This window comes from Micromonospora sp. NPDC005413 (assembly GCF_040606435.1).
In the GTDB taxonomy this organism is placed as follows: Bacteria; Actinomycetota; Actinomycetes; order Mycobacteriales; family Micromonosporaceae; genus Micromonospora.
Genome location: NZ_JBEXEV010000001.1, coordinates 375,250 through 388,002, shown reverse-complemented (window position 1 = coordinate 388,002; position 12,753 = coordinate 375,250). Strand labels below are relative to the sequence as shown.

Genomic DNA, 12,753 nt, shown 5'->3' with positions numbered 1-12,753 from the left:
GTGCGTGGGGCTGCTGGGTCAGTTCCGGCCAGGGTCGAAGGCGACCTTGACAGCGCCCAACTGGCCAGCCTTGGCGGCGTGGCCGATCGCCTCCCGCCAACGTGACAGCGGGTAGACCGCGTCGACGTAGCCGTCCAGAGGCGCCGCGGTGGCCAGCGCTATCGCTTCGGCGAACGCGCCGCCAGCGGGCTCACCGGTTTCCAGCTCATCGGTCTGGGACTCGGCGGCCGGCCGCGGTGCGCTGCCGCTGGACGCGTACGACCCGACGAGGTTCAACTCCCGGAACCAGACGGGTGTCAGGTCCACGCCGCCGGAGGGCATCCCGGACAGCAGCACCGTGCCACCGGCCCGGACGAGCCGCAGCGCCATGTCCAGCCCGGACCCGGCGCCGGTGCACTCGAACGCCACATCCGCCCCGCCGAGCAGGAAATCACCGCCGATCATGGGCCGCTCGAGCGTGCCGCCGCAGGCGCGGCGCACCGCACGGGCCGCGCGGGCCGGCTCGAACACCTCGGTGGCGCCGAGCTCGCGGGCCCGGGTGTGCTGGTGCGCGTGCTTGGCGACCACGTAGATGGGGCCGGCCTTGGTCAGGGCGCGCAACGCCAGCAGGGTGAGCAGGCCCACCGTGCCGGCGCCGACGATCAGCACGGCCGCGCCCGCCGGCACCTCCGCCCGGCGGACCGAATGCATCGCACAGGCCAGCGGCTCGACGAGCACCGCCCGGCGGTCGTCCAGCGTGTCCGGCACCGGGTGCAACTGGGCGGCGTGGGCGATCATCTGCCGACCCCAGCCACCGCCGGTGTCGGTGCAGTAGCCGGTTTGCAGGCCCGCAGCGACCCGACCGCCGGTCACCCGGTCGCACCGGCTGTGCTGCCCCGAGATGCACCAGCGGCAAGGCGGCCCGCCGCGCACCGCACAGGACAGGACCGGGTCGACCACCACCCGGCTGCCCTTGGCCAGGCCGGGCAGGTCGTCCAGTGTCTCCGCGACCACCTCGTGCCCCGGCACGAACGGCATCGACACGACCGCGCCGAAGTATGGCGACGAGCGGCCTGTCAGCAGGCTGACGTCGGAGCCACAGATGCCGGACAGCAGCGGCCGCAGCCGGGTCCACTCGCCGGCTGGCAGGCTGGGCTCGGCTCGGTGCACCAGGCGCAGCGGCGCCACGCTGCTGGCCAACACGCCGGACATCCGACCGCCGAGCCGGGTGGAGCTGGCACCACGGGCGGCCAGGAACCGGGGGGTCGACTGGCGGTACTCCAGGGCCGGCATCATCGGGCCGCTCCCCGCGCACCGGGGCCGGCAGCCGACGTGGTCAGCTCCACCATCGTTTCGACCGGGCCGCACGTGTGGCCGCCCCACTCCTCAATGCGCCAGTTGTGGCGCTTGGCGTGCCGGAACAGCTTGGGATCGGGGTTGACGGCCACCGGGTTGCCCACCCCCTCGAGCAGTGATCGGTCGGAGAAGCTGTCGCCGTACGCGTACGAGCTGCTCAGGTCAGCGCCGATGTCCTCGGCGTGCTGGCGGAGCCAGGCCAGTCGGGCCTCGCCCACCAGTGGCGGGGCGGCCAGGAAGCCGGTCAGCACGCCGTCGCGCACGTGCAGCCGGCTCGCGACCACATCGTCGAACAGCGGCCGCAGCGACTCGATGAGGATGTCCGCGGTGCCGGTGATCAGGATGGTGCGGTGGCCGGCCGCGCGATGCGCGCGAATCTGTCGGATCGCCTCCGGCAGCGACCGGCGCAAGAGCGCGTCACCCAGCTGGTCACGGATCAGGTCACGCAGGGCATCCTCCGAGGCGCCGGCGTACCGCCGCATGAAGGTCCGGATGAACTCACCGCGGCTGCGCTGCTCGGCGCGCAGATAGCGCGGCGCGGCGCCGGCGAGCGCGGCGAGCTCGCTGGCCCAGGAGCCCTTCGGCCGGTCGGACAGGCGGGCCCACAGAAAGGACTCGATGAGGTTGGACGCCACCACCGTGCCCTCCAGGTCGAAGACCGCCACGATGTCGCGGCCCTCCGGCAGCGGCGCGCGCCGGCCGGACCGGGGACGCCGGGTCACCGACTGCCGCAGCAGCGCGGTGATGCTCGGGCAGTGCACCTCCTGGAGGTAGTGCGGCCAGTCCACCTCAGCGACGTCGAAGCTGCCCCGGCTGATCACCTCGTCGGGCAGCTCGCGGTGTAGCGCCAGCACGTTGCCGTCGGTGTAGATGGCCTCGACCTCGGTGTAGACGCCATAGAGGGTGGACAGCCGACGCAGCGACTCGATCCGCTTGGTCTCCTTGTGCACCTTCGTCATCCAGTCCCGGGTGCGCGGCGAGGCCGGTAGCCGCAGCAACGCCCGTTCGGCGAGCGAGACGGCGCGCTCGCCTGCGCGCAGCTTCCGCTCGATCTGGCTGGCTCCGGGGAACCGCCAGGTCGGCACCGCGATGTGACCCCGCCCCGCCTCGGGCAGCGGATGACGGCGAAAGTAGTTGCGGATGTTCTCGTCCAACTGGCGTTGGGTGAGCGGGTTCCGCGCGCCGGTGCCGACGTGGTAGTAGATCGGCGTGCCGGGCTCCGGCTCGACGGCCGCGACCGCCAGCAGGGCGTTGGTGACCAGGTCGATGGGAATGATGTCAACCACCGCGTCGGGCAGGCCCGGGAAGTCCGGCAGGGTGCCGCGCCCGTACGACAGGATGATCGGATCCACCATCTTGAAGGAGTCGAACCAACCCGGGAACGGATGACGCAGGGCGCTCTGCACGATCGCCGGGCGCACGACGGAGACGCGCAGCCCCGCGTCGCGGGCGTACTGCTCGACGACCCGCTCCCCCAGCGCCTTGGTGAACGTGTAGACATCCGGCCAACCGACGCTGTGCGCCCGCAGCCGGCCGTAGTCGACCAGCCGCTCGGTCACCCGGCGGCGCCGCGCGTCCTCGGCGGCCCGCGCCGTCGCCTGCGGGCCGGCCTTGCCGTGCTCGGCGCGGGCCTCGGCCATCAGCGCGCGCAGCGCCTCCGGACGGCGGGAGGCGCGCTCCACTTCGGCGCGGGCGTTCAGCGCGGCGGTGAGCTCGGCTTGCCAGTCGACGTCGTGCTCCAGCGGTGCCTCCGCCACCACGCCCTTGCGGGCGCCGGCCACGTACGCCGTGGAGACGTGGAGCACGTGCGGACGCCGCGGCAGCGCGACGATCGCGTCGTAGAGGTTGACCAGGCCGCCGACATTGACCTGGAACGCCTCGTCGATCGGCGGGTCGAAGGACACTGTGGACGCACAGTGGATGACCGTGGTCAGGTCGTCGGGCAGCGCCGGCACCGCGTCGGTGAGGTCGCCCTCGATGACGGTGACCCGCTCGGCCAGCATCTCCGCGAGCGCCGGCCCGCCCATCCGGCGACGCAGTGTGCGAAACACCGGCTTGCGCGTCAACCCGGCGACGCGGTCGGCACCCGACGTAGCGCCCCTACCGCGCACCAGCACCGTTATTCGGGTGTCGGGGTGGTCGGCGAGCAGCCGCTCCAGCGACGCCTGCCCCAGGAACCCGGTCACCCCGGTGAGGAGGACGTGGGCACCATCGAGAGACCAGTTCGGCGTGACGGATCGGTCGCCCGGGTTGTAATTCACCAACTGAGGATAGCGCCAATCGTTCCTCGCGTCAGCCCACAGTCGCGCGGAAAAACCGCACTGCCGCTCAGCGCCAGTGATCCGGGTCGTGGAGCAGCTCGTTCATCGACCCGGATCGAAAGGCCTCCACGGTGAGCGGCACGTCGGGGAACCCGGCCGCGCGGATGGCCGCGGCGAGCCGCTGATCGGTGCGGGCCCGCTCCACGGCGGGCGCGTCGACCTCGAGACGCACGCGGTCGCCCAGGTCACGGACCCGCAGGTCGACCACCCCGTGTGGGTCCAACAGACGGCGCGCGGCCAGCTCGGCCAACTCCACCCGCGCCAGTCGGGCCGGTGAGATGGTCACGCCGTACGCGATGCGGCTGGCCAGGCACGCGGCGGCCGGCTTGGCGGCCGTGTCCAACCCCCAGAGCCGGGCTATCGCGCGCACCGTCGGCTTGTCCAACGCCAGGTCGGCCAACGGTGTACGGGCGGCACGCTCGGCGGCCGCGGCGATCCCGGGTCGGAAGCCGGCCACCACGTCCGAGGCGTTCGTTCCGGTCACCACGGTCTGGAAGCCGAGCCGGTCGGCCAACCCGCGCACCGCGTCGATGAGCGTGCTCTTGCAGAAGTAGCACCGGCGCGGGCCGTTCTCCCGGTAGCCCTCGACATCCATCTCGCGGGTGCCGAGCACGTGGTGCGCCACGCCGAGCCGGCCGCAGAAGTCGCGCGCCGCGGCCACCTCCGCGGCGGGAACCGCGGCCGAGGCCGCCGTCACCGCCGCGACATCGGCGGGGTCCAGCGCCCGCACCGCCGCCGCCAGGGCGACGCTGGAGTCCACGCCGCCGGAGAATGCCACGAGCGTTTTGCCGTATCGTGTGAATTCCGCGACGAGCTGATCTGCGGCCCCGCAGGCCCAATCATCAGGTCTCACGGCTCGACAGTACTGGAAGGAGCGTGAGGTGTCCGCACCGGAATTCATCGACCTAGGATTCGCACGGATGGACGTGGACCGCCTTTCGCGCACCGGCGACCCAGAGGTGGTTTACGGCGCGGGCAAAACCCCTGAGCAGGTGACCGGCGCGATGCACGCGTTGCGCGCCGCCCATCCCGACACGCCGATCCTCGCCACCCGGCTCAGCGACGCCGCGATGGCCCGGTGCGCCGACGAATTTGGTGCCGACACGGTGGACCCGGTGTGCCGGCTCGCGGTGGTCGGCCCCGCCCGGACGCCCGTGGGTACGGTGGCCATCGCCTGCGGAGGCACCAGCGACCTGCCGGTCGCCCGCGAGTGCGCGGCCACCGTGGCCGTCTTCGGCGCGAGTCCGGACCTCGTGGTGGACGTCGGCGTGGCCGGCCTGCACCGGCTGCTGGCCGAGCGCGACCGCATCGCCCGCGCCGACGTGGTCGTGGCGATCGCCGGGATGGAGGCCGCACTGCCGTCCGTCCTCGGTGGACTGATTGGCAGCCCGCTGATCGCGGTGCCCACCAGCGTCGGGTACGGCTGGCACCTGGACGGCCTGACCGCGTGGCTGGCCACACTGAACTCGTGCGCGCCGGGCGTGTTGACCGTCAATGTGGACAACGGCTTCGGCGCCGGCGTCGCCGCCGCCAGGATCGCCCGCCGCACGCCGAGCTGCGCAGGCGCGAATGACTGAGCCGCCCAAGACGACCGAGGTGGCCGAGGCGCGCGCTTCGGCCGGACCGAATGCCGCCATGTGGGTCGACCCCAGCAACGGCGCCGCCGGCGACATGCTGCTGGCAGCGCTGCTCGACGCAGGCGCAAGCCTGACCGCCGTGCAGCAGGGCGTGGCGCGACTCGCGGTGGAGCCGGTCACACTGGGGCTGGAGTCCGTACGCCGGCACGGCCTGCGCGCTGCTCGGCTGATCGTCACGGCACCCGACTCCGGCACCCACCGCGACCTGGCGGCGGTGACCGCGATCATCACCCGGGCCGCCCTGCCGCCGGCGGTGCACGCGTTCGCGGTTTCCGCCTTCAATACGCTGGCCCGGGCCGAGGCGCGAGTCCACGGCGTACCGCTGGCGGACATCCACTTCCACGAGGTCGGCGCCCTCGACGCGGTGGTCGACCTGGTCGGTTGCGCGCTCGCGCTGGCCGATCTGGGCCTGCTCGACGCGCCTGCCCGGGTGGTCGGTCCGGTCGCGGTGGGCTCCGGCACGGTCCGCACCGGACACGGCCCGATGCCGGTGCCCGTGCCCGCCGTCCTGGAGATCCTCGCCGGCGCGGGCGCCCCGATCGCCGCCCATCCGGCCGCGATGGAGCTGTGCACGCCTTCGGGCGCGGCCCTGCTCGCCACCATCGCCACCGGCTGGGGACCACCACCGGCGTTGGTGCCCCATTCGGTCGGGGTTGGCGCCGGCACCAAGGACCCGTCCGGCCACCCCAACATCCTGCGGGTGCTCGTGGGCACGTCCGCTGGCACGGACGCCGACGGCACGCCGTGGCTGGGCGAGCCGCTGCACCGGGTCGACACCACCATCGACGATGTGGACCCGCGGGTCTGGCCAGACCTGCTGGAGCAGTTGCGGGCAGTGGGCGCGGCGGACGCCTGGTGCACTCCCGTGCTGATGCGGAAGGGCCGACCGGGGCAACTGCTCAGCGTGCTGGCCGCGCCGGCGCAGCTCGACCTGGTCTGCCGGATGGTGTTCACCTACACCGGCACGCTTGGCGTGCGGGTGTCCACCGTGCAGCGCCGCCGGCTGCGCCGCGACCAGATCGCCTTGCCGTACGGCGACACGGCCGTGCGGGTCAAGCGCGGTTACCTTGGTGACCGTCTGGTCAGCGTGCAACCGGAGTACGACGATGCCCTGGCTGTCGCCCAGCGCGCAGACGTGCCGGTTGCCAGGGTGCTGGACGAGGTGCGCGCGGTCGCCCGCGGCGCCGGTGCGCCTGCCGAGGCCGTGCCGCTCTCGGATTCGACGAACGCATGATCTGCCTCATGCCGCACTGCGGCTTCCTGTCCGCCACCTCGCGCATGTTGGAGATCTACCGCGCGCTACGCCAGCGCGGGGTGACCGCCCGGATCGCCACGCACGGCGGCACCTACGAGCACGTGCTCCGCGACGTCGGCGTCCCGTACGACATCGTCGGCCCGCGAATGACGCCGCAGAGGTGCGCCCGGTTCATCCGCGACGAGATCGGCATGGGGTACGTCGGTCAGAGCATGTACACCGACCGGGAGATGCGCGATTACGTCACCGCGGAGGCCGAGTACTTCCGCCGGCACGACATCCGTACGGTGGTCACCGGCTTCACCCTGACCACCCTGCTGTCCACCAGGCTGGCCGGCGCCGCGCTGGTCACCGAGCACGCCGGCAGCTGGGTGCCGCCGGTGTTCGAGCGCGGGCTGCTGCCAGCCCCGAGCCAAACCCATTTCGGCCTGCTGCCGGCGCCCCTGCTGCGGTGGCTGTCGAACTCCCTGCCACCTCGAGTCGGCTTCTACTGCGGCGGGTTCAACCGACTGGCCGCCGAGCTGGGCGTGGCGCCCGTGCCCAGCCTCGCCTCGCTCGTCCTCGGCGACCTGGCCCTCATACCGGAGGTGCCGGAGGTGCTGGGCGTGCCCGCGGCGGAGGTGGCCGACTGGCGGCCGGCCGGCCGGTCCGGCTACCGCGCGAGCACGCGGCTGCGCTGCGTCGGGCCACTCTACGCTCGGCTGGACCTGCCGCTGCCGGATCGGGTCGCCCGTTTCCTCGCCGAGCCCGGGCCGGTCGTCTACGTGGCAGTCAACTCGGCGGAGGTCGGATTCGTGCGGCGCGTGGTGGCGACCATCGCCGCCCTGCCGGTGCGCGTGCTGGTCGCCGGCACCCATCACGACCTGCACGACATGGCCGGCGACCGGGTCATGGTCGGCGGCGTGCTGCCCAGCCATCTGATCATGCCGGCGGTGGACCTGGCGGTCACTGCCGGCGGGCAGGGCAGCGTGCAGACAGCGATGGCCGGTGGCACGCCGGTGCTCGGCTTCGCGCTCCAGCCGGAGCAGGATCTGAACCTCGCGCTGCTGGAACGGGTCGGCGCGGCGCGGAGGCTGGCGCCAAGGCACGCTGGCGCGAGGCTGGCCGCGCTCGCCGCGGAGATGCTGGCCGACGGGTCCTACCGCGAGGCGGCCGAGCAGGTCCAGCGCTGGTACGCGGCCACCGACGGGCCGGGGAACGCGGCCGAGGCCATCCTGGCGGTGCACGACGCCGCCGGGGCCGACACCGTCGGTTGACCCGCTAGGCAGCCGGCGGAGCGCCGGTCTTTGCCGACGGCACGACCGGCCCGGTCGACCACTGTTCCTCGTGGTCAGCTTTCCGGAGCAGCTCATCGGCGCTGTGCGCCACCCGGGACATCGCCAAGCGCAGCAGTGGGGGTGCCATCATCGACGTGACGATCGCGACGAGCGCGATGATCGTGAAGGTGGTGATGTCCAGGACGCCGAGCCGCAGTCCCACCATCGCGACGACGATCTCAACCACGCCACGGGCGTTCATGCCGGCGCCGATGGCCAGAGACTCCCAGTGGCCGAGCCGACTGGATCGCGCACCGAGGTAGGCGCCCGCGAACTTGCCGAGGATAGCCGCTGCCAGCACCACGACGGCGGCCAGCGCGACGTCGCGATCGAGCAGCACCCCGAGGTCCATTCGCAGGCCAGCGGAGGCCAGGAAGATCGGCGCCAGCACGGTGAGCACGATGGTCCGCAGCGGCGCCAGCGACGCCCGCCGCTCCCGGACTGCCTGCCCGATGAGGATGCCGGCGGTGAACGCGCCGAACACCGCCTCCATGTGCAGCGACTGGGTGATCGCCGCGCCGACGAGGACGATCACCACGGCCGTGACGATGGTCGGCCCCGTCTCCGCGGACCGGCCGGCCAGCCGCAGCGCGCCGCGCACCAGCGGCCGGCCGATGAACACCGCCGCGACCACGAACGCCACCAGCAGCAGCAGCGACAGCGCGACCTGGCCGGCGCGCACGCCGACGGTCGCCATGGCCGACACGATCGACAGCAGGAACCAGCCCACGGCGTCGTCGACCATGCCGGATGTCATGATCAACTGCCCGACGTCGCGGTGGATGAGCTTCATGTCCGCCAGCGTCTTGGCGATCACGGGGATCGCCGTCACGCACATGGCGACGGCGAGGAACAGCGCGAACACCGGACGTTCGGTGGTGTCCGGCATCAGGCTGGCCGGGGCCAGGTGACCGATCAAGATGCCGAAGCCGATCGGGATGAGCAGGCCGCCGAGGCTGATCCGGACGGCCGACGGGCCGCGGCGGCGCATGGTCCGGGTGTCCAGCTCTATGCCGGCCATCCCCACCAGCAGCAGCACGCCGACCTGGGCGACGGCGTCCAGCAGGTGCATCTGCGCCGCGTCGGCGGGAAACAGCCAGCCATGGATCGCCGGAGCGGCGTGGCCGAGCAGCGACGGCCCGAGCAGCACGCCGGCCATCAGCTCGCCGACGATCGGAGGCAGCCCGAACCGCACCGCCAGCCGGCCCAGGCTCAGGCCCAGCAGGAGCAGGGACGCAAGCTGGACGAGCAGAATCACTACCTGCCCGCCACCCAACGGCATGACGGGGGCACTCATGCCGGCCTCCTCTCCGTGATCAGGGCCGCCAGCCGATCGAGCCCCTGCTCGATCGGCGGTGGCTCCAGCAGGCTGACCGACAGGCGGAGCTGGTGACGCCCGCCCTCGTCGGCGTAGAAGTGATGCATCGGCGTCCACAACACACCGAAGTCGCGAGCGGAGCGCTCCAGCAGCGCGTCGTCGACCACGAACGGCACCGTCACCACGACGAAGAAGCCGCCGGCCGGCGTGTTCCAGGACACCTGGCCGGCCTGCGGGCCGGTCTGCGGGAAGCGGACGGCCAGGCCGTCCAGCACGTGCCGCAGGTTGCGCCGGTACGCCCGGGCCTCGCGCTCGTTGGCGCGTACCAGACTGCACCCGTGCTCCAGCAACTTGCCGGCGATGACCGCCTGCGCCAGCGGCGAGGTGTTGACGGTCAACATGCTCTTGATCTTGGATAGCTCGTCCGCCAGCAGGCCGGTGCCACCCGGCGTGGCCACCAGTTGGTCGGCGACCACATAGCCCACCCGGGCACCGGGCATCCCGGTCTTGGCGAACGAGCCGAGATAGACGACGCGACGCTCGTCGTCCAGGGCCTTCAGCGTGGCCGGGCGGTCCCCGCCTGCGTGGAACAGCCCGTACGGATTGTCCTCCAGGACCAGCAGGTCGTGCTCGGCGGCCGCGCGCAGCACCGCCACCCGGGTGTCCCTGTCCAGGCTTGCCCCGGCCGGGTTGGCGAAGTCGGGCACCAGGTACAGCGCCCGGGGGCGCTGCCCCGCCGCCCGGGCGGACCGCACCACCCGGGCGAGATCGACCAGGTCGATGCCCCGCGAGCCGTCCCGAACCGCCAGCACGGTCATGTCGACCAGCGACGCGGCGCCGCGAATCCCCACGTAGCTGGGCGAAACTGTCAGCAGCACGTCGCGGGGGTCGGTCCGCAACGCCCTCAACACGAGGAACATCGCCTCCTGCGCGCCCACGGTCACCACGATGGCCTCCGGGTCGACGTCCATCCCTTCGTCAACCGACAGGTTGGTGGCCACGAGGTCGTGCACGATGCCCTTGGTCCGCCCGTACTGCAACAGGGTGCGGTTGACCTGACGCTCGTTCAACCCATGTTGGTCGCGTAGGTGGTCGCAGTAGCGGCGCAGATACCGGTGCACCGCCTCCACCTCGAAGAACTCCTCGTACGGCCGGCCGGCCGCAAACGACACCGCGTCCGGGAAGCGACCGGCGATCTCATTGAGGAAGGTCATCGAGTCGAGCACCGGGTCGGACAGCGAACCATGCAGGTCGGTCAGTGCGATCGGCGCGCGAGCGCCCACTGTGGTCGTCCCCGGCACGCCGGTCATGGGGACCATCCCGCCGACCGCGCCGGGACACCACCGGGCGCCGGACCCCGCATCGTCGGCACAGGCCCGCCTGCGGGCACGGTGGTGCCGCGGCCCAACGCCTGCAGGTCGGCACAGCCCATCATCGCCATCGCATCCTCCAACTCGGCACGTAGCAACGACAGCACCCGGCGGGCGCCGGCCCGGCCGCCCACGGCCAGCCCCCAGAGGGCGGGCCGGCCCAGCAGCACCGCGGAGGCGCCGAGGGCCAGCGCCCGCGCCACGTCCAGGCCGCCACGGACGCCGCTGTCCAGCAGCACCGCGCACCGGCCATCCACCGCCGCGACCACCGGCTCCAGCGCCGCGATGCTGGGCACCACGCCGTCGAGCTGGCGGCCACCGTGGTTGGACACGACGACCGCGTCTACCCCCAGCTCCGCCGCCCGCACCGCGTCGTCCGGGTGCAGGACGCCCTTCACGACGATCGGCAGACGCGTGCGTCGCCGCAGCCAGTCCAGTTCCCGCCAGGACAGCTTCGGGTCGAACGCGAGGCCGGTGTGCACCATCAGCGCCGAACTGTTGGCACCGCCGTCGTGTGCGGGAGCGCGGACCTCCGGCGGCAGGTTGGCGGCCACGACGTCGTCCGGCAGCGTGAACCCAGCCCGCATGTCCCGCAGCCGGCGGCCCATCCGCGGCACATCGACCGTCAGCATCAGAGCTCGGCAACCGGCCTCCTCAGCACGGGTCACCAGGTCGGCGACCACCCTACGGTCGTGCAGCCAGTAGAGCTGGAACCAGACCGCCGCGCCGGTGGCAGCGATCCGCTCGACCGGCACGCTGCTGAGCATGCTGGCCACGAAGACCGCGCCCTCGTCACGGGCCGCCTCGGCGAGTGCCACCTCGCCGTCCGGGTGCAGGAGCCGCTGGTAGGCCATCGGCGCCACCCCGACGGGCATCCCCATCGGCGTGCCCAGCAGCTCTGTGCGGAGGTCGCAGGTCGCCGCCCCCACCAGCACCCGCGGGACCAGGTGGACCCGGTCGAACGCGTCCCGGTTGTCCCGCAACGTCGATTCCGTGCCGCTGCCGCCGGCGACGTAGTCCCAGACCGGCTCGGCCAGGACCCGCCGCGCCGCCAACGCCACGTCGTCGAGGCAGAGCAGGGCGGCCAGGTCGGTTTCCCGATCCGCGGTGGTGGTCACAGGACGTCGTGGGTCTTGGTCCGCTCCGCCTCGACCGCCTCGTAGAGCGCCCGGATGTTCCCGCTGCCGAAGGTCCGCGCCCCCAGCCGCTCGATGACCTCGAAGAAGAACGTCCGGCGCGGATGCGTGGACCTGGCGAAGATCTGGAACAGCTGCCCGTCGTGGTCCTCGTCGACGAGGATGTTCCGCGCCTGTAGCTGGTCCACGTCGTACCTGGCGAGGTCGAGTCGCTGGCCGAGCAGGTCGTAGTAGGTGTCCGGCGTCCGCAGGAAATCCACGCCGCGATCGGTCAACGCCGAGATCGAGGACACGATGTCAGCGGAGCACAGAGCCACGTGCTGCACGCCAGGGCCACCGTGCCCCTTGAGGAAATCGTCGATCTGCCCGGCGGCGGCGGCGACGTCCGGCTCGATCAGCGTGAGCGTGACCAACCGGGACGGGCTCTGCACCACCTTCGAGAACATCGCCTGGTTGCCGACCAGGATGTGTTCCTCGAACGTCACGTCGAAATTCAGCACCGTGCGGTAGAAGTCCACGGTCGAATCAAGCGTGCCCGCCTCGAGGCAGACAGCGAGGTGGTCGACCACGCCCAGCCCCGGCGCTGGACCTGCGTCCGGCAGGCCGGGGGTCAGGCCGGGCAGCACCGGACCGGCCGACCCCTCGGGCGGCTGGACGAACGTGTGCGTCACGTCGCCGAACCCGCCGACCGTGGCCGTGACGAACCCGTCGCGGGCGGCCGGCTCGACGACCGCCCGCGCGCCGCGGGACACCGCGACCTCGAACGCGGCCTTCGCGTCCGCGGTACGCATCGCCAGGTCGGCGACGCCGTCGCCGTGCTGCTGCACGTACAGGCTGGCCGGGTGCGCGTCGGCGAGCCCCTCGGTGACCACGAGGACGGTCGAACCCTGGTGCAGCGCCACCGATACGTGATCCTCGGCGCGGCGCGAGCCGACGACGGCGAAGCCGTACTGCGCGGCGAGCTCGCGTGCCGTCCAGACCGCGTCGGTCACGTGGAACTCGACGTGGTGCACGGCCAGGTCACTGAACACACTGCTGCCCACGCTCACTGTTGTCCCCCTACCG

At 72.4% G+C, this 12,753-nt stretch carries 10 protein-coding genes; 3 read left to right on the top strand and 7 right to left on the bottom strand.

The window, feature by feature from the left end; all coding sequences use genetic code 11:
* Window positions 1-18: 18 nt before the first annotated feature.
* The 3 genes from ABZS37_RS01465 to larE all read right to left on the bottom strand — a co-directional run bounded on the left by ABZS37_RS01465 (window position 19) and on the right by larE (window position 4,557).
* Complete coding sequence (locus ABZS37_RS01465; RefSeq protein ID WP_355164826.1) at window positions 19-1,275, bottom strand: zinc-binding dehydrogenase; 1,257 nt, start codon at window positions 1,273-1,275, stop codon at window positions 19-21.
* Window positions 1,272-3,596 carry an HAD-IB family hydrolase gene (locus ABZS37_RS01460; RefSeq protein WP_355164825.1) on the bottom strand — a complete coding sequence of 775 codons (2,325 nt, stop codon included), beginning with the start codon at window positions 3,594-3,596 and terminating at the stop codon, window positions 1,272-1,274. Before ABZS37_RS01460 ends, ABZS37_RS01465 begins: the two co-directional genes overlap by 4 nt.
* Window positions 3,597-3,663: 67 nt before the next feature.
* Window positions 3,664-4,557 (bottom strand): ATP-dependent sacrificial sulfur transferase LarE, encoded by an 894-nt coding sequence (larE, locus tag ABZS37_RS01455; protein WP_355164824.1) that lies wholly within the window; start codon window positions 4,555-4,557, stop codon window positions 3,664-3,666.
* Between larE and larB the strand changes: the two genes are divergently transcribed.
* Genes larB through ABZS37_RS01440 form a run of 3 tightly spaced genes read left to right on the top strand, consistent with a single transcriptional unit; the run spans window position 4,538 to window position 7,804 of the window.
* Window positions 4,538-5,233: a nickel pincer cofactor biosynthesis protein LarB gene (gene larB, locus ABZS37_RS01450; RefSeq protein ID WP_355164823.1), complete on the top strand. Its 696-nt coding sequence runs from the start codon at window positions 4,538-4,540 to the stop codon at window positions 5,231-5,233. The two genes, larE and larB, sit on opposite strands and share 20 nt — an antisense overlap.
* On the top strand, window positions 5,226-6,527 hold the full coding sequence (gene larC, locus ABZS37_RS01445) for a nickel pincer cofactor biosynthesis protein LarC (RefSeq protein ID WP_355164822.1): 1,302 nt from the start codon (window positions 5,226-5,228) through the stop codon (window positions 6,525-6,527). The genes larB and larC overlap by 8 nt, the downstream gene beginning before the upstream one ends.
* A gap of 8 nt (window positions 6,528-6,535) precedes the next feature.
* On the top strand, window positions 6,536-7,804 hold the full coding sequence (locus ABZS37_RS01440) for a nucleotide disphospho-sugar-binding domain-containing protein (RefSeq protein WP_355164821.1): 1,269 nt from the start codon (window positions 6,536-6,538) through the stop codon (window positions 7,802-7,804).
* Window positions 7,805-7,808: 4 nt separating this feature from the next.
* Here ABZS37_RS01440 and ABZS37_RS01435 read toward each other — a convergent pair whose 3' ends face one another.
* Genes ABZS37_RS01435 through hppD form a run of 4 tightly spaced genes read right to left on the bottom strand, consistent with a single transcriptional unit; the run spans window position 7,809 to window position 12,731 of the window.
* Complete coding sequence (locus ABZS37_RS01435; protein WP_355164820.1) at window positions 7,809-9,161, bottom strand: cation:proton antiporter; 1,353 nt, start codon at window positions 9,159-9,161, stop codon at window positions 7,809-7,811.
* On the bottom strand, window positions 9,158-10,492 hold the full coding sequence (locus tag ABZS37_RS01430; protein WP_355164819.1) for a PLP-dependent aminotransferase family protein: 1,335 nt from the start codon (window positions 10,490-10,492) through the stop codon (window positions 9,158-9,160). The genes ABZS37_RS01435 and ABZS37_RS01430 overlap by 4 nt, the downstream gene beginning before the upstream one ends.
* The gene (locus tag ABZS37_RS01425; protein WP_355165081.1) at window positions 10,489-11,631 is read right to left on the bottom strand and encodes an alpha-hydroxy acid oxidase; all 1,143 of its coding nucleotides are present in this window, start codon (window positions 11,629-11,631) and stop codon (window positions 10,489-10,491) included. Before ABZS37_RS01425 ends, ABZS37_RS01430 begins: the two co-directional genes overlap by 4 nt.
* A 35-nt stretch (window positions 11,632-11,666) precedes the next feature.
* Window positions 11,667-12,731 carry a 4-hydroxyphenylpyruvate dioxygenase gene (gene hppD / locus ABZS37_RS01420; RefSeq protein WP_355164818.1) on the bottom strand — a complete coding sequence of 355 codons (1,065 nt, stop codon included), beginning with the start codon at window positions 12,729-12,731 and terminating at the stop codon, window positions 11,667-11,669.
* Between the last annotated feature and the right edge of the window lie 22 nt (window positions 12,732-12,753).